Raw genomic sequence first — 21959 nt, 5'->3', positions numbered from 1 at the left:
TCCTGTTCCCCCGCCGCCGCCGGACTGCTAACGTCCCCTCCCAGCGTTCATATACGAACGTTCTTATTGGAGGGCTCATGGCTGCGCGTTCCGTTGGTGTCATGCTTCTTCGCGACCTCCCCCACGGGCAGGTCCTGGACTACGCGCGCCAGGCCGAGGCGGTCGGCTTCGACGAGCTGTGGGTGGTGGAGGACCTCGGCTTCCGGGGCGGCGTCGCGCAGGCCGCGGCCGTCCTCGCCGCCACGAAGTCGATCACCGTGGGCATCGGCATCCTGCCCGCCGCGATCCGCAACCCGGTGTTCGCCGCCATGGAGATCGCCACCCTCGGTCAGCTCTTCCCCGGCCGGGTGACCATCGGAGTGGGCCACGGGATGCCCGACTGGATGCGCTCCGTCGGCGCTCTCCCGGACAGCCCGCTCACCCTCCTCGGCGAGCACCTCACCGCGATCCGCGCGCTCCTGCGCGGCGAGACGGTCACCACCAGGGGCCGCTACGTCACCCTCACCGAGGCCCGCCTGGAGCCGTCCTCCCTGCCCGAGGTCGTCCCGCCGGTGCTCGCGGGCGTGCGCGGCCCGAAGTCCCTCGCGCTCTCCGGCCGGGTCGCGGACGGCACCGTGCTCGCCGAGCCCTGCACCCCCGAGTACGTCCGCGCCTCCGTCGGCACGATCGCCGCGACCCCGCACAGCGTGGTCACCTACAACGCCGCCAGCGTCCACCCCGACACCGCGACCGCCGTCGCCGAGGTCCGCCCCGGCCTCGCCTGGATCGGCGAGCCCGACTGGGCCCCGCACCTCGCGCCGCTCCCGTTCGCCGCCGAGTTCGCCCAGCTCCGCGCCTCCTGCGCCACCCGCGAGGAGTTCGCCGAACGCATCCCCCAGGAGTGGGTCACCCAACTGGCGCTGGCGGGCACCCCCGACGAGGTGCGCGCCCGCAACGCCGAGCTGTTCGACGCGGGCGTCACCACCTCCGTCCTCATCCCCGCCGCGGCCGACCCGCTCGCCGCGCTCCCGGCACTGGCGTCCGCCCGGTGACCCGCACCCGGCGCACCGACCCCGACCGCAGGGAGCGCATCGTCGAGGCGACGCTGGAGGTGATCGCCGAGCACGGCGCCCAGGGCGCCACCTACCGCTCGGTCGCGGAGGCGGCTGACGTGCCGCTCGGCTCGATGACCTACCACTTCCCGACCCGCGACGACCTGCTCCACGCGGCGTTCTCCCGGCTGGCCGACACGATGCACGCCAGGTTCGACCGGATCCTGGCCGACATCGGCCCCGACGAGGACCCGCGCGAGGGGGTCGTCCGGATCATCACCACCCAGGGCGAGGGCTACGGCAGGGACATGGTGCTGTCCGCCGAGCTCTACGCCCTCGCCGTGCGCGAACCGCGCTACCGCGAGCTGATCCAGGCCTGGATGCTGCGCTCGCGCGCCTCCCTCGCGCGCCACTTCCCCCCGGAGCTGGCCCCCATGATCGACGCCCTCCAGGAGGGCCTGATCCTGCACAGCCACATCTCCACCGAGCCGTTCGACGTGGACCGCGTCCGCCAGGCCGTCCACCGCCTCATCGGCCCGCCACCCGCCTCGTGACCGACCACCCCGCGCCCCACCGGAGTCCCACCGTGCCCCACCGCACCCCCTCCCCGAACCGCCGCAGGGCCGCGCTCGGCCTGGCGTTCGCCGTCATCGGCGTCTCGATGGCCACCTGGATCTCCCGCACCCCGGACATCCGCGACGCCACCGCCTCCAGCACCGCCCAGATGGGCCTGATCATCGCCGCCCTGTCGGCCGGGTCCATGGTCGGTCTCGCGCTCGGCGGCGGCCTGGTCGCCAGCCGGGGCGGCAGGTTCGTCGTCCGCTGGTGCATGTTCGCGATGGCCACCGGACTGGCCGTGGTCGCGCTCGGGGGCGGCCTCGGCGACGGCTGGGTGGTCGCCGCAGGGCTCGCGGTGTTCGGCTTCGGCGTAGGCGCGGCGGAGATCGCCCAGAACGTCGAGGGCGTCGCGGTGGAGGCCGAACTGGGCCGCACCGTCGTGCCCGGCCTGCACGGCTGCTTCAGCGTGGGCATCTGCGCCGGCGGCCTGCTCGGCCTGGCCGCCACCGCCGTCGGCGTCCCGGTCCTGCCGCACCTGGGCGCGGTCGCCGCCCTGGGCGCCACCGCCACCGTGTGGGTCGCGCTCAACCTGCCCGCCGCCACCGGCCGCGAGGAGACCCCAGCACCCGGTGAGGCGGGCGGCCTGAAGTCCGCGCTGCGCGTGTGGCGCGAGCCGCGCACCCTAGCCATCGGCGCGATCGCGCTGGGCATGGCCCTGGCGGAGGGCACCGCGAACGACTGGCTGCCGCTGATCGCGGTCGACGGCTACGGACTGTCCAGCGCCAGCGGCGCGTTCCTGTACTCGTTCTTCGGCGCGTCCATGGCCGTGGGCCGGTTCGCGGGCGGCTCCCTGCTGGACCGCTTCGGCCGCACCAGGGTGATGGTCGCCAGCGCGGGACTGGCGGTGCTCGGCATCGGCCTGGTGTCCCTGGCCCCGAACGTCCCGCTGGGCGCGCTGGGCGTCTTCCTCTGGGGCCTAGGCGCGTCCCTGGGCTTCCCGGTGGCCCTGTCGGCGGCAGGCGACAACCCGGTCGACGCGGCCCGCAGGGTCAGCGCGGTGGCGACGGCGGGCTACACCGCGTTCCTGGTGGGCCCACCCCTGCTGGGCTTCGTGGGCGAGCACGTCGGCCTGCGCTCGGCGATCCTGGTGGCACTGGCCCTGGTGGCCCTGTCGTCGCTGTTCGCGAAGTCCGTGGACAAGCCACAACCGGCCTGACCGCCGTCACCGCACCAGCCGCCCCCGCAGCACGATCCGCTGGGGCTCGCGCAGCGCGCTCGGGTCCTCGGTCGGGTCCCGGTCGAAGGCCACCAGGTCGGCGGGCGCGCCGTCCACGAGCCCCGGCGCCCCCAACCACTCGCGGGCCGCCCACGACGCCGCGCCCACCGCCGCGTCACCGGGCAGCCCGGCCCGCCACAACCACTCGACCTCACCGGCGACCGCCCCGTGCGGCTCGCCGTCCGTGCCCGCGAGCACCCGCACCCCGGCCCGGTGCGCCAGCGGCACGATCGCGCGCAGGCTTTCCCACCCGGCGACCAGCCAGTCCCGGAGCTCCCCGTGCGGCCCGCCCTCCAGCTCCGCGATGGTCCTGGCGAACCCGCTGAACGTGGGCACCAGCGCCGTCCCCCGCTCGGCCATGACGGGCAGCAGGTCGGGGTCGAGGAACATGCCGTGCTCCAGGCTGTCCGCACCGGCCAGCACGGCGTTGCGGCTGCCCTCGGCGCTCTGGCAGTGCACCGCGACCCGCCCGCCGACCGCGTGCACCGCCTCCACGACCCCGGTGAGCACGTCGAGCGGCACGGCGGGCACGCCGGGCAACCAGTCGCCGATCACCTTGCACCACCCCGAGGACCCCAGCGCCTCCTCCACGGCGGCACGGGCCAACCCGCTCTCCTCCACCCGCCTGCCCGCACCAGCGAAGAACCGGCCAGGCGTGGCCAACCAGCGCCCGCTACCGAGGAACCGGGGCAGTTCCGGCTCGTCACCGGGTTCCTCCGGCAGGCCGGGAGCACGCACCAGCAGCACCCCGGCGTCCCGGTGCGCCGCCATCTGCTCGCGGAACAGCCCGACGTCGAACCCCTCGGCACGCCCCACCATGCCGGGGTGGGCGTGCAGGTCGACCAGACCGGGCGCCAACCACACCCCGTCGGCGACCACCTCGCACCCCGCCACGTCCCCGAACCGCACCCGCCCCCCGTCAACGCGCACCACCCGCTTCTGGCGCTCCGGCAGCACGATCCCCCGCAATGCCAGCACCCGCCGCACCTCCCGTGGAAAGCCTCCCGCCACCCTGGCGCGGAACCGACCCGGACGCAGCCCGCCACGCCCGGACATGCCCCCGGCGATCCGGCTCCCCGAACCCGGCTCCACCACCTGCTCACCCCTCCTGCCCGACCGCGTCCACCCGCGCCTGCCCGCCCACTCCTGCCCGCCCCCTACCTCACCGCGCCGACCTGCTTCGACACCGGTTCGACCACCCCGTCGCGCCCCGCCGTCGAACCCTTCGACGCCCCGCCGTCGATGCCCCCTGATTCCACCCGAAACCCTTGCCCCGCCTGCGGCTCACCGCGACGATCGGCCTGTTGCGACACCCACCGCGACACCCACCGCGACACCCGCTGGGACGACGACGACTCGGGGAGAGCCATGACCGCTTCACGCAGCAGAACACCGCGAGCCGCGAGGTGGTGGGTCGGGCTCGGGGTGCTCACCGCCGTCGCCACCCTCGTCGGCGCGAGCTTCTCCGCCACGCGCCCCGCCTCCGCCGAGGCCACCGCCGACGCCACCGCCGCTGCGGCGGGCTGCAAGGTCGACTACACCGTCACCAGCCAGTGGCAGAACGGCTTCTCCGGCGACGTGCGCATCACCAACCTCGGCGACGCGATCAACGGCTGGACCCTCACCTGGTCCTTCCCGAACGGCCAGGCCGTCTCCCAGGCCTGGAACGCGAACGTCACCTCGTCCGGCGCGACCGCCACCGCCACCAACGTCTCCTACAACGCCGCGATCCCCACGAACGGCTCCGTCCAGTTCGGGTTCAACGGCTCCTGGAGCGGCACGAACGGCGTCCCGACCTCCTTCACCCTCAACGGGACCGCGTGCACCGGCGGCGTCGCGCCGACCACCACGACCACGCCCGTCACCACGACCACGCCGAACCAGCCGCCCGGTGACGCCATGGCCACCGTCGCGGCCATGCAGCCCGGCTGGAACCTCGGCAACTCGCTCGACGCCACCGGCTCCGACGAGACCTCGTGGGGCAACCCGCGCATCACCGAGGCGCTGCTGGACAACGTGCGGTCGCAGGGCTTCAACAGCATCCGCATCCCCGTCACCTGGGGCCAGCACCAGGGCTCCGGCCCGAACTACACCATCGAGCCCGCGTACCTGAGCCGCGTCAAGGAGGTCGTCGGCTGGGCGCTCGCGGACGGCTTCTACGTGCTGCTGAACGTGCACCACGACTCGTGGCAGTGGATCAACACCATGCCGACCGACCGCGCCAACGTGCTCGCCCGCTACAACGCGACCTGGACGCAGCTCGCCTCGGCCTTCAAGGACTCCTCGGCGAAGCTGCTGCTGGAGAGCGTCAACGAGCCCCAGTTCACCGGCAGCTCCGGCGACGCCCAGAACGCCCAGCTCCTCAACGAGCTCAACACCTCGTTCCACCGCATCGTCCGGGGCTCCGGCGGCGGCAACGCCACCCGCCTCCTGGTCCTGCCCACCCTGCACACCTCGGCAGACCAGGCGCGCATCGACGAGCTGAACACCACGCTCGCCGCGCTCAACGACCGCAACATCGCCGCGACCGTCCACTACTACGGCTACTGGCCGTTCAGCGTGAACGTCGCGGGCGGCACCAGGTTCGACGCCACCGCGCAGAAGGACCTCACCGACTACCTCGACCGCGCCTACAACTCGTTCGTCGCGCGCGGCGTCCCGGTGATCCTCGGCGAGTACGGCCTGCTCGGCTTCGACCGGCACACCGGCACCATCCAGCAGGGCGAGAAGCTGAAGTTCTTCGAGCTGTTCGGCCACTACGCCAAGCAGCGCAAGATCACCACCATGCTGTGGGACAACGGCCAGCACCTCGGCCGCACCTCGTTCCAGTGGAGCGACCCGGAGCTGATCGCCCAGATCAAGTCGAGCTGGACCACCCGCTCCGGCACCGCCTCCACCGACCAGGTGTTCAGCGCCAAGGCCTCCGCGATCACCGCGAAGACGATCACGCTGAACCTGAACGGGACCACGTTCTCCGGGCTGCGCAACGGTTCCACCGACCTGGTGCGCGGCACCGACTACACGGTCTCCGGCGACCAGCTCACCCTGTCCGCCGCGCTGATCACCAGGCTGTCGGGCGCGCGCGCCTACGGCGTCAACGCCACCCTGTCCGCCCGGTTCTCCTCGGGCGTTCCGTGGCGCATCGACCTGCTGACCTACGACACCCCGGTGCTCCAGAACGCCACCGGCACCACCAGCGCCTTCGCGATCCCCACGAACTTCCGGGGCGACCGCCTGGCCACGATGGAGGCCAAGTACGCGGACGGCTCCAACGCCGGACCGCAGAACTGGACCTCCTTCAAGGAGTACGACTACACCTTCGCCCCCGACTACGCGGCGAGCACCACGCTGCTCAAGCCCGAGTTCTTCGCCGAGGTCAACGCGGGCCAGCGGGTCACCCTGACGTTCCACTACTGGAGCGGGACCACGCTGACCTACTACATCACCAAGAACGGCACGTCGGTCGTGGGCACCACGTCCTGACCCGCGCACCGAGGCCGCTTTCCCCTGCCCGCCAAGGGAAAGCGGCCCCGTGCCCGCCGATCAGCCCGGCCAGAGGTCACCGGGCTCGTGCTCGGTCGCACCGCTCGCCGTGTGCAGCACGAGCGTCGTCCCACCGACCTCGCCACCCTCGGGCCCCGGCCACCAGGCGGTCCACCACTGCCCCGCCGACCCCGCGCGCACGACCCGCCCGTCGCCCATCCGCACGTCCACCGCCAGCACCTCGGGCCCCACGCGCCCGACGATCCGCGAGTACTGCTCGTCACCCTCGCCGCTGGAGCTCATCGTCTCCACCGTCGCCTCGGCCCCGGTCAGCGCCTCGGGCTCGCGGTCGTACAGGCCCTGCCAGTTGAACACCCGCTCGCCGACGACCATGCACTCGGCGTAGCCGCCGCCCTCGCGCAGCACCAGGATCGACGCGATCCCCCGGCGCTCCACCAGCACGACGTCCTCCGGGGTCAACTCGGCCCCCAGGCTCTTGGCGCACGCCAGCACCTGCGGCATCGCCAGTTCCCCCGGCAGCACGTCCGGATCGGGCGTCCACCGCGCGAACGCCTCGTCGGTGGCCCCAGGCACCAGCCCCACCACGACCAGCCCCACCGCCACGACCGCCGCAGTCACCACCACCCCGATCCGCCGCCGCACCGACCGCCGCTCCCGAACCGCCGCAGCCTCCCCCTCGCCACCGATGATCCGCTCGATCCGGGCCTCGGACCGGATCCACTCCTCCCCGCTCGGCTCACGCCCCGCAGCCGGGTCCAACCGCCGCAACCCCGTCACCCGCGCACCTCCACCTTCGCCTTCACCGAGCCCCGATCGCCGCCCCCGACGGCGGAGGCGAGCCGCTCGCGCGCCCGCTTGAGCCGCATGGCGAACGTCGTGCGACGGCACCCGAGCACCACCGCGGCCTGCTCCCCGCTCAACCCGTCGAACGCCACCAGCGCCAACACCTCCCGGTCCGCCGCCGACAACCCCCGCCAGGCCCGCTCCAGGTCGACCAGCGCCACCGCCCCACCCGCGAAGTCCACCTGCTCACCACCGGACTCCCCGACCACCGCGACCCGGACGTCCAGCGCCCGCCGCCGCAGCACCCCACGCCGATGGTTGGCCATGGCCCGCCGCGCGACCCCGAACAACCAGGGCCGAGCGTCCGACGGCACCTCGTCCAACCTCCGCCAGGCCACCAAGAACGCGGAGGCGACCACGTCCTCGGCCTCCCCACCCACAACCCGCCGCTCGACGAACCGCAGCAGATCGGGGTAGCACTCCCGGTGCAAGGCCCGGAACCGCTCCTCCCGCTCCACGTCCGGCGGCCGTCCACGCCCACTGCCCATGTCGTCCTCTCGTAGCCCGCACCCGGTACCTGTCCGGCAGCGGACGGGCTGTCACAGGCGAGTCCGATAACCTCGGGCCTCTTCGGACGGGGGGCGACGTGCGCTTGGCCGGAGGAATCCCGCTGGACGACCTGCTGACCGGACTCGCCCGATCGCGCCCCGTGTTCCACAGCGAGGCCGACCTGCAGCACGCCCTGGCCTGGCAGGCCCACCTCGCGGACCCGCTGCTGCGGGTCCGCCTTGAGGTCCGCCCCGCTCCGACGTCGAGGGAGCGCCTCGACCTCCTCCTGCACCGCCCCGATCTCGGCCTGCGCACCGCCGTCGAGATCAAGTACTGGAAGAAGCGCTGGACCGGCGTCGTGGACGACGAGCCGTTCGACCTGGCGAACCAGGGCGCGCACGACATCCGCCGCTACGACTTCGCCAAGGACGTCGCCAGGGTGGAGCGCTTCACCGCGGCGAACCGGGGCTGGAGCGGCCTGGTGCTGCTCCTGAGCAACGACGACCTGGACTGGCGCCCGCCCACCAGCACCCGCCCCACGGCTGCCGACGCGTTCCGCGTGCACGAGGGTACGCGCCTGACCGGCGAACTGGCCTGGTCGGACCGAGCAGGCCCCGGCACGACGAGGGGCAGGGAGGCCCCCATCGCGCTGACGGGCGACTACCGCACGACCTGGCGGGACTACGCACTGCTCGACCACCGCCCCGGCGGCCGGGTCCGCGCACTCGCGGTGGAGGTCCACCCCGAGGCCACCCGGTAGCCCCTGCGCCGAGCGCCGCAGCAACCGCCCGACCAGGTCCGCCACCAGCCGCGAGGCACGACGGGCACCCACCCCGCACCCGGTCGCGAATCCACCGACACAACACGGCAGGTCCAGCACGCGCGGATGTCGCACCGCAGGCCCTGCGAACGTTGATACCGCGCCCGTCACGCCAGCACCCGTCACGCCAGCACCCGTCACGCCAGCACCCGTCACGCCAAGCCCCGCCGCTCTCGGCACCCGCTATGCCCAAGACCGACCGCTCTCGGCACCACCGCTTCCGGCGCTCGCCGCTCTCGGTACCGCCGCTTCAGGCACCCGCCGCACCAGGATCGGCCGCTTCCCGCACCCGCCGCGCCAAGCCCCGCCGCTTCCGGCACCGGCCCATCCACTCCCGCGACCTACCCCGCCCACGTCCCCGTCGCCCGCGCAGCCCTCGCCCGCGAGCAGCCCGAGGTCACACCCGCCGCAACCGCCCCACCAGATCCGCCACCAGCGGTGAAGGTCGCACCGGGTGCACGAGGTGGACCTCGCGGTCCGGGTTGGCGTCGGCGCAGTCCAGCACCGCCACCCGCGCCCGCCCCACCACGTCCTCGGGTACGAACGCCACCCCCAGCCCGACCTCCACCAGCGCGAGCACCGCCTGGTAGTCACGGGTCTCGTACGCCACCCGCAGCGCGAGGCCGCGCTCGTCGGCCAGGTGGTCGAGGCAGATCCGGTTGTGCATCCCCGGACTCCCGGAGATCCACTCCTCACCCGCCAGCTCACCCAGCGACGGCCGCCCGCCGACCAACCTGTGCCCGAGCGGCAGCACCAGCCGGAACCGCTCGCGCCGCAGCAGCACCCGCGCCAACCCTCGCGCGGACGGCAGCGCCGAACCGGGGTACCGGTGCGTGACCAGCAGGTCCACCTCACGGGTCACCACCAGGTCGTACCCGTCCGGCGGCTCCAGGTCGAGCAGCCGCAGCCCCACCTCGGGGTGGTCGCGCCGGAACGCGGCCAGCACCGACGGCAGCAGCGTCGTGCCCGCCGTGGAGAACGTCCCGATGGTCACCTGCCCCGGCGCACCGCCCAGCAGCGCGCGAGCCGTCTCCCCGGCCGCCCGCAACTCACCCGCGACCGCCTCCGCGTGCCCGAGCATCGCCGCCCCCAGCGGGGTCGGCGTGACGCCGCGCGGGTGCCGGTCCAGCACCCGGCCGCCCAGCTCGCGCTCCAGCGCCGCGATCTGCTGGGACACCGCCGACGCGGTGAACGACAACCGCGTCGCGGCAGCCGCGATCGACCCGGCGCGCACGACCTCGGCCAACAGCGCCAACCGGTGCGCGTCGACCCGATGCCCGTCACCCACGGCGCACCCCGACCTGACGCTCATCGACCCAGCGCTGATTGACCCAGTGCTCGCCAACCCGGGGCTCACCGCCCCGGTCCGCACTGACCCGGTCCGCACTGACCCAGTCCGCACTGACCCGGCACTCGCCGACCCGGCGTCCGTCACGCACGGCGCATCCCACCTCGGCGCTCACTGCCCCGGCGCTCACCAATCCCGGCGCACCCCACCTCGGCACCCGTCACCGACGGGCGCACCTCGTTCCGGCGCTGACCACTCCGGCTCTCCACCACCCGGCGTCCACCACGCCGTATCCACCACTCAGGCACGCACCAGCCCGGCACCCACCGCCCCAGCGCGCCCCAACCCGCCAACCAACCAACTCAGCGCACGCCACAACAGCGCCCGTCACCCCGGCGCTCACCAACCACGATCAGGCCACCAGCCATAAGCCCACCTGTTGCCAGCTTAGCACCCATCGCTGGCGCTAATGCGCCGTTCGGCGCAGACTTGTCCCATGATCACGAGGTCGGAGGTCGACGCCGCCGCACGGCGGATCGGCGGTCGGGTGCGGCGCACCCCGGTGTTCCAGCCCCAGGACGGGCTGTGGTTCAAGCTGGAGCACCTCCAGCGCACCGGTTCGTTCAAGGCCAGGGGCGCGTTCAACCGCCTCCTGTCGGCGGGCGACCTGCGCGGCGCCGAGGTCGTCGCGGCCTCCGGCGGCAACGCCGGGCTGGCCGTGGCCGACGCGGCGGCCGAGTGCGGCGCGACCGCGCGGGTGTTCGTGCCGACCACCGCGCCGCAGGTCAAGGTGGACCGCCTGCGCGCGCTCGGCGCGACCGTCGAGCAGGTGGGGGACCGGTACGCCCAGGCCTACGAGGCGGCCACGGCCTACGCCGAGCGGCACAACGCCCTGCTCTGCCACGCCTACGACCAGCCCGAGGTCTGCGCAGGTCAGGGCACCCTGGCGCTGGAACTGCTCGAGCAGACCGGCGGCGTGGACACCGTGCTGGTCGCGGTCGGCGGCGGCGGGCTGATCGCCGGGATCGCGGCGGCGCTGGAGGGCGTGGCCAAGGTGGTCGCGGTCGAGCCGGACACCGCTCCCACCCTGCACGCCGCGCTCGCCGCGGGCGAACCGGTGGACGTCCAGGTCTCCGGGGTCGCCGCCGACTCGCTCGGCGCCAGCCGGGTGGGGGACATCGCGTTCGACGTGGCCCGCCGCACCGGCGTCGAGTCCCTGCTGGTCGACGGCCGGTCCATCACCGACGCCCGCAGGCTCCTGTGGTCCGAGTACCGCCAGGCCCTCGAACCCGGCGGCGCCACCGCCTACGCCGCGCTGCTCGACGGCGCCTACCGCCCCGCCTCCACCGAGCGCGTCGCCGTCATCCTCTGCGGCGCCAACACCAACCCGGCCGACCTGGCCTGACCGCGCCACCCGACCGCGCCACCCGACCGGCCGGGATCGTCCCGGCCGGTCACCGCGCGCCCACCAGCGCCCCCAGCTCCGCCACCCGCTCGGCGTCCACCGACCCGGCCTCGGCCGTGTACACCACCAGCACCGGACCGGGGCACCCCGGCAGCGGGTACGCGTCCCAGTCCAACCGCACCGGTCCCACCGGCGTGCGCGCGAACGACTTGGCCCCCTTGACCTTCTCCCGCACGTCGTGCCGCGCCCACATCCGCCGGAACTCCGGGCTGACCAGGCTCAGCTCCCCGACGAGCTCCCGAGCGCGGGGGTGGTCCGGGTCCTCGGCCGCCGCCGCGCGCAGCATCCCGAGGTACTCGCTCGCCGACTCGGCCCAGTCCGGGCACACCCGCCGCGCGTCGGGGTGCAGGAACAGCGCCCGCAGCATGTTCCGCTCACCCGGCAGCACGTCGTCCATCCCGCCGAAGAGCAGGTTCGCCACTGCGTTGTGCGCCAGCACGTCCAGGTGCCGCCCGAGCACCATCGCGGGCGCGGGCAGCAGCTCCACCAGCCGCCGGGTGCTCTCCGGCACCCGCTCCACCGGTCGCGGCGGGGGAGCGGCGGGCCTGCGCGCGGCCCGGCCGAGGGTGTGCAGGTGCCGCCGCTCGTCGTCGGTCAGCCGCAGCGCCCGCGCGAGCGCGTCCAGCACCTCGTCGGACGGCTTGACCCCGCGCCCCTGCTCGATCCGCTGGTAGTAGTCGGTGCTCACCCCGGCCAGCACCGCCAGCTCCTCCCGCCGCAGCCCGCTCACCCGCCGCCGCCCGCCGGGTTCGAGCCCCAGCTCGTCCGGCCGCACCCGTCCGCGCCGGGCGCGCAGGAAGTCGGCGAGCTGCAGTGACGGTGAGGAGGCCATGCCCCCCTCATCCCCGCGCGCCCCGACCCCGAGGGTGGGCACGCCAGACCCAGGAAAACCAGGGCAACCCGTTCCGCCGCGACCGCGACCAGCCTCGGTGGTGACCGCAAGACCGGCACCAGGAGGCACCGCAGTGACCACCAGACCCCGCCCCGCCCTGCTCGACGCGGACGTCCAGGGCTTCTTCGTCGACGGCGCCCAGGTGGCGCCCCGCTCGCCCGACACGTTCGCCACCACCGATCCCACGACCGAGCAGGTCCTCACCCACCTGGGCGTGGCCACCCCCGAGGAGGTCGACGGGGCCGTCCGCGCCGCGCGGACCGCGTTCGGGACCTGGTCGGCCACCCCGGCCGCGCAGCGCGCGAAGGTGCTGCTCCAGATCGCCGACGTGGTGGAGCGGCACCGCGAGGAGCTGGCGACCCTGGACGCGCTGGACATGGGCGTGCCGGTCGTGGGCGCGCGCATGATGGTCGACCACGCCGTGCAGGTGTACCGGCACTACGCGGGCTGGCCGACCAAGCTCACCGGCCACACCGCGCCCGGCGGGGCGCCCGGCCAGCTGCTGTACACGCTGCGCCAGCCGATCGGCGTGGTCGCGTCGGTCGTGGCGTGGAACGGTCCGGTGCTCCAGACGTCGTGGAAGCTCGCACCGGCCCTCGCGGCGGGCAACACCGTGGTGCTCAAGCCGTCCGAGCACAGCTCGCTCAGCGCCCTGCGCCTGGCCCAGCTGCTGGCCACGACCGACCTGCCCGCAGGCGCGGTCAACGTGGTGACCGGCACGGGCGCGCTCACCGGGCAGGCGCTGGTGTCGCACCCTGGGGTGGACAAGGTCTCGTTCACCGGCTCGGGCCCGGTCGGCAAGGGCATCGTGCGCGTGGGCGCGGACACGCTCAAGCGGGTCACCCTGGAGCTGGGCGGCAAGTCCCCGGTGATCGTGCTCCCGGACGCGGACCTGACGGCGGCGGCAGCGGGCGCGGCAGCCGGTTTCTGCCTCGGCACCGGACAGGCGTGCGTGGCGGGGACGCGGATCTTCGTGCACGACAGCGTCCGCGAGGAGTTCGCCGCGCACCTGTCGGACGCGCTGGGCCGGTTCACGCCGGGCGACCCGTTCGACGAGACCACGACCATGGGCCCGCTGGCGTTCCGCGCGCACCTGGACCGGGTGACCGGCTACTTCGCGGTGGCGCAGGAGGAAGGCGCGAGGATCACCCTGGGCGGCGAGCGCCTGGACCGCACGGGGTACTTCGTGCCGCCCACCCTGGTCGAGGGCGTGCGCAACGACATGCGCATCGCCCGCGAGGAGGTCTTCGGCCCGGTGGCCGCGCTGCTCGGCTACACCGACGAGGAGGACGTCCTGAGGCAGGCGAACGACACCACCTACGGCCTGTCGGCGTCGGTGTGGACGAAGGACCTGTCAACGGCCCACCGCTTCGCGGCGGAGCTCCAGGCGGGCACGGTGTGGGTGAACACCTGGGGCGGCATCGAACCCGGCCCGGTGCCGTTCGGCGGGTTCAAGCAGTCCGGGCTTGGGCGCGAGCACGGGCCGGACGCGCTGCTGGCCTACACGGAGGAGAAGACGGTGTCGATCCAGCTGTAGCGGGCGGGGGAGGGGCGGCGGGAAGGCCGCCGCCCCTCGGAGGCCGGGTCAAGAGCTCATCGCGAGCGAGCGCTCGGCGGCGTCGAGGAGCTGGTCGTAGGTCAGCACCTCGACCCGGTTCAGGTGCGAGTTGTACAGGCGCAGGGTCGAGTTCAGGTCCTTGACGTAGGCAGGTCGTTCGAACTTCGAGTGGCCGATCAGCACGATCGCGTTGGCTCGGCGAGTGTCCACTGCTTGATCGCCCAGGATCTCTTTGCGGTTCTCGTCCAGCCCGACCAGGTAGTTGACCGCCTGACTGACTGCCTTCTGGACCCTCCGCGTGACGATCGGGGAGTTCCGGTACCGGGTCAGCACTTGAACGTTCGCCTGCTTCAACTCCACCACGCACAACGACCCGTCTGGTCGGAGCAACGGGATGTCCACCTCGTCACCCTCGACGAACCGACGTCTACCGGCCTTTCCCGCGTAGTGCCCCCCGAAGATCCACAGGTGCTTCTCCAGCTCCTCGTGGATCTGAGGCTCTGTCGAGTCGGCGTCCTCGATGACCTCCCTGAGCTTGCTCAGCCCTTCGTGCCGACGCCGCAGTTGCACCGCGCGCAAGGCCACCTCGCCGGTCTCGTCGGCCGCGAGCGCCTCCAGCGCTTCGGGGCTGGTCACGATCCTGCGCACGGACTCGTCGAGGTGCGCGATGTCGAGCCGCTCGAAAAGCACCTCGCTGATCCAGCGCGCCATCTCGGCACGTCCCACGGTCAGGCGGTACCGGGCTGGTCGGTCTTCCGTCCTTTCCGCATAGGGCAGTTCACGCTGGAGGACCCGCATCCAGTCCAAGGCCTCCGCTGCGGTTGCCGTAGGTGACTCGGTGAGGAACTCCTCAATCTTGGCGATCCAGAAGTCCGCTGAGATCTCCACGGTTCGCAGCGCCAAACCCATCTGCCCGTCCAGCCGGACATTCCTCTCCGCGAGGTACAGCGCCTCGAAGTCCGGAGCGGCCAGGTTCCTTTCCGCGTAGTTGACGCAGTCCTCAAGCCTGTTGACGACCTCGGTGCTCTCTGCCGCCGAGGTCGCTGTGGTGACCGCGGTCTCCATCAGTTCGACCAGGGCGCGACCACCCCGGCGATTCGGGGGTTTGCTGTTCATGTGGCTCAGCGCTGCGGCCACCGCAGTTCGGGAGCGCTCGTCCTGGCACAGCCCGCGAGTCTCGTCGAGCACGTTTTCCAGCAGCGCGTCTGCCCTGATCTTCACAGTTCATGATCTTGGAACCGCACTTCCGGCAGCGTGTGGAGTGCCAGCCATCGTGACCTCTCCGTTACCGCATGCTCGCCCGAAACCCACTCAGTCCGCAGGCCCCCGCAGCGTCAGCACCACCCGCAGCACGTGCTCCACCGCCGACTCGAACCGCGCCCCGCGCAGCTCGCCGCGCTCGGTCAGGTTCTCCGCCGCGAACTCCAGCTCCACCGCGCTCCCCAACCGCCGCACCACCAGCGCCGCGATCTCCTCAAGCTCCAGCCCAGGGTGGTCGAGCCGGGCCAGCGCCACCTCCACCAGCAGTTCCTCGTCGGTCACGCTCCGCCTCCACCCCCGCTCGCAGAACCCCTAACCAGCCCCCGCATTCTTCCCGAGCCCTGTTCCGGATCATCCCCCGGTTGGTACCGTCACGCAGTTTCACTTCCGGCAAGGGGCCCAGCAGATGACGCGCAAGATGTTCGCAGTGGTGCTCGCGGCGGCCGGTGCGCTGCTCTCGGCGTGCACGGGCGGTGACGGCCAGGCCGCCGCGTCCGGCTCCTCCGCCCCCGCGTCGAGCGCGCCACCGGCCCCCTACACCGCCTGCGACAGCGTGGACCTGTCCGTGCTCTCCGCGACCTACGCCCTGTCCGACCTCAGCTGCACCCCGCAGGGGGACGCCCCGAACGCGGTGGGCGGCAAGTCCTACTCGGCCGTGTTCGCCCAGCCCGCCTCCCAGCCCACCGCCCAGATCACGGTGAACTTCTCCGTCGGCGGCGCGGGCACCGAGGAGGTCGTGCTCGACAACTACCCGCTCGAACACCCCGAGCGCAACGCGATCGCGGTCGACGACCTGGGCAGCGGCGCCTACTACTACCTGGGCAACGAGGCCGTGCTGGTGCTGGTCTCCGGCAAGCCGGTCGGCCCGGACTGCGCGTTCGTGGAGATCCGCTCGTTCCCCGGCGAGTCCCCGGAGATCCTGAGCCACCTCAAGGACCTCATGGCCGACGTGCTCGACCGCGTCACCGCGATGCCCGTCTGACCCTCCCAACCCGACCCTCCCCACCCGACCCCGCAGGGAAACCGCTCTCCGCAGCATTGCGCCCTGGTGCTGGTCCACTCGGGTGGCGCGCGCGGCGATCCTCCCGGATTTCGGTGAAACACCGGGTGTTCGCGGGACGGCTGCGGTGACATGGGACGGGAAGCACCCGTCGCAGGTCTGGAGGACGCGTCGCATGGAGGGGACAAACCGTCCACCGAGCAGCCCGTGCGCCGCCGCAGATCCCCGGCCGAACCCAGGCGATCCGGACGCGGTCATCGCCTCCGTCCGCCCCCTGGCCGTGCGGTACTGCCGGGCCAGGATCGGCCAGCGCGGCTCGTCGTTCGCCTCGGCCGACCACGTCGCGGGGCAGGTGTGCCTCGCCGTGCTCGCCGCCCTGCCCACCCACCGGGACCGCCCCCTGCTGGCCCTCGTGCACCGCATCGCCTCCCGCGAGGTCGCGCCGCACGTCCCGGCCGGGGAGGAAACCCCGGCGGCACAAGGGGAACCGACCGAGCGGATGGCCGCGCTGCTGCGCGTGCTGCCCGAGCGCCAGCGCGAGATCGTCGTGCTGCGCGTCGCGGTCGGCCTGTCCGTGGAGGAGACCGCCACCGCCGTCGGCTCCACGCCGGGAGCCGTCAGGCTGGCCCAGCACCAGGCGCTCGCCCGGCTCCGCGAGGACCTGGCGCAACCGATCTGAGGTGAGCCCTGCGCCAGGACCTGGACCGCATCACCACGGCGCCTGCGCGCAGGTGAGGGCTACGCCGGTCGCTCCGGGGTCGCAGGCCGACAAATTTCCGCGAAATGCCCCGTGGGATGCCGCCTGCGCAATGACATGGAGGTGGTTGAAGGGGCATCACCCACCGCCGACGCGAAGGACACCGCATGGAGGGATCGGCTGTCGACCCTCCGGATCCAGATCTGGAGGGCACCGCATTACCCGACGACGTGTCCCGTCTCCCCGCAGACGCCGAGGAAATGGCGGCGGATGCCGTGCACGAGGGCTTCGAGCTGTTCACCCGGCTCGGGATCGTCGGCAGGCAGTGGACGCCCGAGAGCGGTCTGTCGCTGCTCAAGTACTTCGAGAACGCGTGCGTTCTGAGCTTTCCCAACGTGTGCCGGAGGTGGCGGCGGAGCAGGCGCGACTGGAAGGACGACTGCGCCGCGCCCGGTTGGCAGCCCGCACGTCGTTCCAGGAAGGGGATTCGCTATGCCGCCCATGACTGATCTGTCGACGGGCCTGCACCGCAGGCTCTCCCAGGAAGCGGGTGACGGGCGAGTTCCAGGGGTCGTGCAGCGCTCCTCGGTCAGCGCCTCGAAGACCGGAGGGTTTGTGGAGCGGGTGCCTGCGTCGTCCATCGCCGCGCTGGTGGAGCGCGCTGTGCGCGCGCAGACCACCAGGCCCGTCGAACCGCTCTCTGCGGCGGCGCTGTCCCGTGACCGGATCGAGCTGAACTCGCTGTTGGGCGAAGCGACTTCTCGCGTTCGTGCACGGAATCGCCGTGCTGCTTGGGGTCCTTCCGGAGAAGCAGCGGGAGATCCTGCTGCTGCGTGTTGTGGTCGGGCTGTCGGCTGAGGAGGTGGCCGTCGCGGTGGGCTCCACTCCTGGCGCGATCCGGGTGGCCCAGCACCGCGCCCTGGTCCGACTCCGCAAGGCGCTGCAGGGGAGCTGAGCTGTTGTCGATCGGTGATGTGGCCGTGCCTGCGCTGTTCACGGCGTGAACAGCCCCGAAAACGACGACGCCGCCGCCCGGAAACCCGGACGGCGGCGTCGGTCGAGCAGGTCGAGCAGGGTCAGCCCGCCACGTCGGCCAGCGGCTTCTCCGGCTCCAGCTTCCCGTCCCGCTCCAGCCCCGCGCCCTCCACGTCCAGCTCCGGCAGCCACCGCAGCCACGACGGCAGCCACCAGGCGGCCTTGCCCAGCAGCGCCAGCGCCGCCGGGACCAGCACCATCCGCACCACGAACGCGTCCACCGCGATGCCGATCGCCAGCGCGAACGCGATCGACTTCATCGTCGCGTCACCCGAGGGCACGAACCCGGCGAACACCGAGAACATGATCAGCGCGGCGGCCACGACCACCGGCGCGGCCTGGCGGAAGCCGGTGCGGATCGCGTCGCGCGGGGCGATGCCGTGCGCGTGCGCCTCGTGCATCCGCGACACCAGGAACACCTGGTAGTCCATCGCGAGCCCGAACAGGATGCCGATCACGATGATCGGCGTGAGGCTGATCAGCGGCCCGGTGCCGTCCAGGTTGACCGCGTCCGCGAGCCAGCCCCACTCGAACACCGCGACCGTCGCGCCCAGGGACGCGCCGATCGTGAGCAGGAAGCCCAGCACGCCCACCAGCGGCACCAGGATCGACCGGAACACCAGCACCAGCAGCACCAGCGCCAGGCCCACCACGAGCACCAGGTACACCGGCAGCGCCTTGTCCAGCGTCACCGCCACGTCCACGCTCACCGCCGTCGACCCGGTCACGTAGGTCGTGCTGCCCTCGACGTCCGCGAGCTGCGCCCGCAGGTCCTCGACGAGCTTCTCGGTCTCCTGCGACGCGGGCCCGGACTTCGGGATCACGGTCAGCATCGCCGCCGTGCCGTCGGCGTCGGGGATCGGCGGCGCCACCATCGCGACGTCGTCCAGCCCCTGGATGTCCGCGACGGCGGCAGCGGCGGCCTGCGCCGGGTTCCCGCCCTCGAACAGCACGATCAGCGGCCCGTTGAAGCCCGCGCCGAACCCGTCGGCCAGGATCTTCTCGGCGCGCTCCTGGGTCGAGTCGACCACCGGGCGCGGCACCAGCGTCGTGGTCATCGACGCGGCGGGCACCGACACCAGGCCGAGTCCGATCACGGCCAGCAGCAGCGCGGCGACCCGCTGCTTGGTGACGCCGTTGATCCAGCCCCGGAAGAACCCGCGCTCGTGGTGCTCCTCGGCGTCGCCGACCTCACCGCGCTGCACGGCCTCGCGCTGCTTGCGCGGCAACGCCTTCAGCCCCAGGAAGCTCAGCACGGCGGGCACCAGCGTGATCGCGATCAGCACCGACACCACGATCGTCGCGGCGGCGGCCACGCCCATCTGGGTCAGGAACGGGATGCCCGCGACGGCCAGGCCCGCGAGCGCGATCACGACCGTGATGCCCGCCGTGACCACGGCGGAACCGGCGGTGCCCACGGCGATGCCGATGGCCTCGCCGACGTCGCGCCCGTGCCGCAGCTCCTGCCGGTAGCGGTTGATGATGAACAGCGCGTAGTCGATGCCCACGGCCAGGCCCAGCATCGACGCCAGGATCGGGGTGGTGGACTGCAGGTCCATGAACCCGGTGGCGATCATGACGCCGAGCGCGCCGATGCCCACGCCGACGGCGGCGGTGAGCAGGTTCATCCCCGCCGTGACGAGGGACCCGTACGTGATGGCCAGGATCACCAGCGCGATGATCACGCCGAGCGCCTCGGCCACACCGCCGATGTGCGGCGGCGACTGGGTGGCCTCACCGGCGGCCTCCACGGTCAGCCCGCCCGTGCGACCGTCCTCGACCGCCTTGAACAGCGCGTCCTTCTGCTCCTGGGTGATGTCACCGACCTTGGCGCTGTAGGTGACCGTGCTGTACGCGGTGTTCTGCTGCTGGTTCACCGCAGGCGCCTGCGGGTCGAGCGGGTTGCTCGCCGAGGCCACACCGTCCAGTTCGGACAGCTTCTGCACCAGACCCGCGATCAGCTGCGCGTTCTCCGGCGTGGTCAGCGTCTGGCCGCCCGGGGCCTTGACCACGACGCGCGCGGTCGCGCCCCCGCTGGAGCCGAACTCCTCGGAGATCTTGTCCAGCGCGGTCGTGGACTCCTGGCCCGGGATGGAGAACGAGTTGGCGGTGGTGCCCGAGAGGGTCAGCGCGCCCGCGCCGGTGCCGAGCAGCACCACCAGCCACAACAGGACTACGGCGAGCCGTCGTCGGTGCGAGCCGACGCCGAGCCGGTAGAGGAGACGTGCCATGAGCGTTCAGGCCTCAGAGGTGTGGGTTGGGTCAAGGGGAGGGGTGGCCGAGCGCGGCCAGGCAGGTGGCCACGATGTGCCGCCGCCACACCGACTTCCGGTCGACGTGGTTGGCGGCCAGGCTGAGCACGGCCAGCGCGCTCAGCGCGCCGATCACGCGCACGAGGCGCTCGCTGTCGACGTCGCGCGGGTCGACGTCGAACACGGCGAACATCGACAGCTCGTCGCTGTCGGGCACGAGCAGCGGGTGGGCGCTGTCCGAGCCCATCTCGGTGATCACCCCGGCGGCCATGGAGATCAGACCGGGGTGCTCCAGCGCGAGGTCGGTCATCAGCTCGATGGCCGCCCGGTCGCGCTCGGGCCCCGCGGGCAGCCGCATCGCCTGCCCGGCGACCTCGTGGGCCTTCCCGCGACCCAGTTCGGCCGCTGCCGTGAACAGGGCGTCCTTGGTGGGGTAGTGGTGCAGCAGCCCCGCCTTGGACAGCCCGACGGCGTCGGCGACGTCCTTGATCGAGGTGTGGTCGAACCCGTGCCGGGCGAACAGCGCCGCCGCCCGGTCGAGCAGACGCACGTCCGCCTCGTGCCGCGTTTCTCGTGCCACGTCGTCGACGGTACCCGCCTACCAACCGTATCGGTCGGTAGGCCGACCGATACGGTTGGTGCGGTTGCTCACAGCGCGGAGCGTGCCGAGCCGGGCACGCTCCGCGCCGGGGCGGGCCCGGCGCGGTGTTTCGACCGCCACGCCACGGGAACACCCGGCACGGGGCCCGCAGGCCCCACCACCGCGCCCAGGACCCCCGGTGCGCCCAGTCCAGCACGACGACACGCCCCGGAGACGGGCGGCGCGTGGCCGAGGCGCGCGGGGGACGGCGATCGCGCTCCCTCCCCCCGCACCCGTGACCGCCGCGTCGTGGCGACCGCGTCGTGACAGCCGTGGCACGAGACCGCGTGGCGCGCCGCCCGAGCGGCGAGGGCACGACCCGCCCGCGCGGACCCCGGAACCGGAGGAACACCATGCCCGAGCGCACCACCGCTGTCCGCGCCCTTCACGACATCGGCCTCGCCGCCTGGTTCGGCGGCTCGCTCGCCGAGGCGGTGACCGCCGCCGACCCCGCCCTCGGCGCCGACCCCGCCGTCCCCGGCCTCAACGCCGGGTGGGGCTCCTGGGCGCCGGTCTGCGCCGTCGCCATCGGGGCGCACCTGCTGGGCGGGATGATGCTGCTGCCGGTCAACCGGGATCGCGCGGCCGGTCGGCGCGGGGTGGCCGCGCAGACCATCGGCAAGTTCGTCCTCACCGGCGCCGCGCTGGCCGTGACCGGCTACAGCCGGTCGCTCGGCAGGAAGCTGACCGCCGTCGGGAACGGCGCGGTGGTCGAGGGCGTCGTCCCCGCCCGGTCCGCACCGGGGGAGACCGGGCGCCTCCGGCGCCAGCTGGACACCTGCCAGTGGCTGATCCCGCTCCTCACCGGCGGCATCTGCGCGCTCGCCGCGCTCGTGGACGAGCAGCAGCGGCCGGCGGGCAGGCTGAACGGGATGTTCGGCAAGCCGGCGCGCTGGCTCCACGCCACCAGGTGAGCCTGCCGCTCGTCGACGCGCCACCACGCGCCGCCCCCGCCGCGCGGCCGTCCGCACAACCCGCGGGGCCCCACCGCCTCGCGGCCCCGGCGCCTCCGCCCGGACGGGAGGTCAGCGACGTCCCCTGGCCAGGATCGCCGCCGTGTCCGCCGTGCCCGCCGCCACGGCGTGGGCCAGGTCGGTGAGGCGGTGGTGGTGCGCGCGCGCGTAGCCGCGCAGCCGTTCGAACGCCGCGTCGAGCGGGATGTTCCCGGTCGCGGCGAGGATTCCCTTGGCCTGCTCGATCACGACCCTGCTGCCGAGCGCCGTCTGGAGTTGGCCGCTGAGCTGGTCGGCGTGCTTGATGGCGCGTTGTTGCAGGATGCCGATGGTGGCGACGTCGGCGAGGGCCTGGCCGAGTTGGAGCACGTCCTGGCTCAGGTCGCCGGGTTGGGTGT

Annotated in this window: 21 protein-coding genes and 1 pseudogene; 12 read left to right on the top strand and 10 right to left on the bottom strand. The window is 73.0% G+C overall.

Going from position 1 to position 21959, the window contains the following annotated elements; translation table 11 throughout:
• Positions 1–101 precede the first annotated feature (101 nt).
• The 3 genes from LV78_RS00585 to LV78_RS00575 are packed head-to-tail and all read left to right on the top strand — an operon-like array spanning position 102 to position 2805.
• On the top strand, positions 102–1031 hold the full coding sequence (locus LV78_RS00585) for an LLM class flavin-dependent oxidoreductase (protein WP_253842529.1): 930 nt from the start codon (positions 102–104) through the stop codon (positions 1029–1031).
• Positions 1028–1585 carry a TetR/AcrR family transcriptional regulator gene (locus LV78_RS00580; protein ID WP_253842528.1) on the top strand — a complete coding sequence of 186 codons (558 nt, stop codon included), beginning with the start codon at positions 1028–1030 and terminating at the stop codon, positions 1583–1585. Before LV78_RS00585 ends, LV78_RS00580 begins: the two co-directional genes overlap by 4 nt.
• A 32-nt stretch (positions 1586–1617) precedes the next feature.
• Entirely contained in the window at positions 1618–2805 is a 1188-nt protein-coding gene (locus LV78_RS00575) for an MFS transporter (protein ID WP_253842527.1), read from the top strand.
• Between the two features lie 6 nt (positions 2806–2811).
• Here LV78_RS00575 and LV78_RS00570 read toward each other — a convergent pair whose 3' ends face one another.
• Entirely contained in the window at positions 2812–3843 is a 1032-nt protein-coding gene (locus LV78_RS00570; protein ID WP_253842526.1) for an amidohydrolase family protein, read from the bottom strand.
• A gap of 390 nt (positions 3844–4233) precedes the next feature.
• Here LV78_RS00570 and LV78_RS00565 point away from each other — a divergent pair, with 390 nt between their 5' ends.
• Positions 4234–6348 (top strand): cellulase family glycosylhydrolase, encoded by a 2115-nt coding sequence (locus LV78_RS00565; protein WP_253842525.1) that lies wholly within the window; start codon positions 4234–4236, stop codon positions 6346–6348.
• Positions 6349–6408: 60 nt separating this feature from the next.
• Here LV78_RS00565 and LV78_RS00560 read toward each other — a convergent pair whose 3' ends face one another.
• Positions 6409–7146: a hypothetical protein gene (locus tag LV78_RS00560; protein WP_253842524.1), complete on the bottom strand. Its 738-nt coding sequence runs from the start codon at positions 7144–7146 to the stop codon at positions 6409–6411.
• Entirely contained in the window at positions 7143–7700 is a 558-nt protein-coding gene (locus tag LV78_RS00555; protein ID WP_253842523.1) for an RNA polymerase sigma factor, read from the bottom strand. Before LV78_RS00555 ends, LV78_RS00560 begins: the two co-directional genes overlap by 4 nt.
• 98 nt (positions 7701–7798) lie before the next feature.
• On the opposite strand from LV78_RS00555, the gene LV78_RS00550 reads away from it, so the two are divergent.
• Positions 7799–8461 (top strand): hypothetical protein, encoded by a 663-nt coding sequence (locus LV78_RS00550; protein WP_253842522.1) that lies wholly within the window; start codon positions 7799–7801, stop codon positions 8459–8461.
• A gap of 457 nt (positions 8462–8918) precedes the next feature.
• Here LV78_RS00550 and LV78_RS00545 read toward each other — a convergent pair whose 3' ends face one another.
• On the bottom strand, positions 8919–9809 hold the full coding sequence (locus LV78_RS00545; RefSeq protein ID WP_253842521.1) for a LysR family transcriptional regulator: 891 nt from the start codon (positions 9807–9809) through the stop codon (positions 8919–8921).
• Positions 9810–10305: 496 nt separating this feature from the next.
• Between LV78_RS00545 and LV78_RS00540 the strand changes: the two genes are divergently transcribed.
• Entirely contained in the window at positions 10306–11214 is a 909-nt protein-coding gene (locus LV78_RS00540) for a threonine/serine dehydratase (protein WP_253842520.1), read from the top strand.
• Positions 11215–11263: 49 nt separating this feature from the next.
• Here LV78_RS00540 and LV78_RS00535 read toward each other — a convergent pair whose 3' ends face one another.
• Positions 11264–12106, bottom strand: coding sequence for a helix-turn-helix transcriptional regulator (locus LV78_RS00535; RefSeq protein WP_253842519.1), 843 nt, complete (start codon positions 12104–12106; stop codon positions 11264–11266).
• Positions 12107–12239: 133 nt separating this feature from the next.
• Between LV78_RS00535 and LV78_RS00530 the strand changes: the two genes are divergently transcribed.
• Positions 12240–13703 (top strand): aldehyde dehydrogenase family protein, encoded by a 1464-nt coding sequence (locus LV78_RS00530; protein ID WP_253842518.1) that lies wholly within the window; start codon positions 12240–12242, stop codon positions 13701–13703.
• Between the two features lie 48 nt (positions 13704–13751).
• On the opposite strand, the gene LV78_RS41440 is transcribed toward LV78_RS00530, so the two are convergent.
• Together LV78_RS41440 and LV78_RS00520 are read right to left on the bottom strand one after the other, a co-directional pair.
• Positions 13752–14945 carry a Shedu immune nuclease family protein gene (locus LV78_RS41440; protein WP_253842517.1) on the bottom strand — a complete coding sequence of 398 codons (1194 nt, stop codon included), beginning with the start codon at positions 14943–14945 and terminating at the stop codon, positions 13752–13754.
• A gap of 90 nt (positions 14946–15035) precedes the next feature.
• Complete coding sequence (locus tag LV78_RS00520; RefSeq protein ID WP_253842516.1) at positions 15036–15266, bottom strand: hypothetical protein; 231 nt, start codon at positions 15264–15266, stop codon at positions 15036–15038.
• Between the two features lie 124 nt (positions 15267–15390).
• Here LV78_RS00520 and LV78_RS00515 point away from each other — a divergent pair, with 124 nt between their 5' ends.
• From LV78_RS00515 to LV78_RS00500, 4 genes and pseudogenes are all read left to right on the top strand, one after another.
• Entirely contained in the window at positions 15391–15966 is a 576-nt protein-coding gene (locus LV78_RS00515) for a hypothetical protein (RefSeq protein ID WP_253842515.1), read from the top strand.
• 193 nt (positions 15967–16159) lie between these two features.
• Positions 16160–16663: a sigma factor-like helix-turn-helix DNA-binding protein gene (locus LV78_RS00510; RefSeq protein WP_253842514.1), complete on the top strand. Its 504-nt coding sequence runs from the start codon at positions 16160–16162 to the stop codon at positions 16661–16663.
• A 278-nt stretch (positions 16664–16941) separates the two neighbouring features.
• On the top strand, positions 16942–17190 hold the full coding sequence (locus tag LV78_RS00505) for a hypothetical protein (RefSeq protein ID WP_253842513.1): 249 nt from the start codon (positions 16942–16944) through the stop codon (positions 17188–17190).
• Positions 17191–17468: 278 nt separating this feature from the next.
• Positions 17469–17636: pseudogene (locus LV78_RS00500) on the top strand (sigma factor-like helix-turn-helix DNA-binding protein); the annotation flags it as partial.
• Between the two features lie 121 nt (positions 17637–17757).
• Here LV78_RS00500 and LV78_RS00495 read toward each other — a convergent pair.
• Positions 17758–19947, bottom strand: coding sequence for an MMPL family transporter (locus tag LV78_RS00495; RefSeq protein WP_253842512.1), 2190 nt, complete (start codon positions 19945–19947; stop codon positions 17758–17760).
• A 31-nt stretch (positions 19948–19978) separates the two neighbouring features.
• The gene (locus LV78_RS00490; RefSeq protein WP_253842511.1) at positions 19979–20548 is read right to left on the bottom strand and encodes a TetR/AcrR family transcriptional regulator; all 570 of its coding nucleotides are present in this window, start codon (positions 20546–20548) and stop codon (positions 19979–19981) included.
• Between the two features lie 413 nt (positions 20549–20961).
• Here LV78_RS00490 and LV78_RS00485 point away from each other — a divergent pair, with 413 nt between their 5' ends.
• Entirely contained in the window at positions 20962–21522 is a 561-nt protein-coding gene (locus LV78_RS00485; RefSeq protein WP_253842510.1) for a hypothetical protein, read from the top strand.
• Between the two features lie 111 nt (positions 21523–21633).
• Here the strand turns inward: LV78_RS00485 and LV78_RS00480 are convergent.
• Positions 21634–21959 (bottom strand): ANTAR domain-containing protein (locus LV78_RS00480; protein ID WP_253842509.1); only part of this gene is annotated, 326 nt, incomplete at its 5' end.

Origin of the sequence: Actinosynnema pretiosum (assembly GCF_024171695.1) — a bacterium.
Lineage (GTDB): Bacteria > Actinomycetota > Actinomycetes > Mycobacteriales > Pseudonocardiaceae > Actinosynnema > Actinosynnema pretiosum.
The sequence above is the reverse complement of the archived record's forward strand: the minus strand, read 5'-3'. Positions and strand labels throughout refer to the sequence as shown.

Excerpts from the sequence above, each read along its gene's own strand:
- LV78_RS00585 (WP_253842529.1), top strand. The coding sequence starts at position 102 with ATGCTTCTTCGCGACCTCCCCCACGGGCAGGTCCTGGACTACGCGCGC.
- LV78_RS00565 (WP_253842525.1), top strand. The coding sequence starts at position 4,234 with ATGACCGCTTCACGCAGCAGAACACCGCGAGCCGCGAGGTGGTGGGTC.
- LV78_RS00555 (WP_253842523.1), bottom strand. The coding sequence starts at position 7,700 with ATGGGCAGTGGGCGTGGACGGCCGCCGGACGTGGAGCGGGAGGAGCGG.
- LV78_RS00540 (WP_253842520.1), top strand. The coding sequence starts at position 10,306 with ATGATCACGAGGTCGGAGGTCGACGCCGCCGCACGGCGGATCGGCGGT.
- LV78_RS00535 (WP_253842519.1), bottom strand. The coding sequence starts at position 12,106 with ATGGCCTCCTCACCGTCACTGCAGCTCGCCGACTTCCTGCGCGCCCGG.
- LV78_RS00515 (WP_253842515.1), top strand. The coding sequence starts at position 15,391 with ATGACGCGCAAGATGTTCGCAGTGGTGCTCGCGGCGGCCGGTGCGCTG.
- LV78_RS00510 (WP_253842514.1), top strand. The coding sequence starts at position 16,160 with ATGGAGGGGACAAACCGTCCACCGAGCAGCCCGTGCGCCGCCGCAGAT.
- LV78_RS00505 (WP_253842513.1), top strand. The coding sequence starts at position 16,942 with ATGGCGGCGGATGCCGTGCACGAGGGCTTCGAGCTGTTCACCCGGCTC.
- LV78_RS00495 (WP_253842512.1), bottom strand. The coding sequence starts at position 19,947 with ATGGCACGTCTCCTCTACCGGCTCGGCGTCGGCTCGCACCGACGACGG.
- LV78_RS00485 (WP_253842510.1), top strand. The coding sequence starts at position 20,962 with ATGCCCGAGCGCACCACCGCTGTCCGCGCCCTTCACGACATCGGCCTC.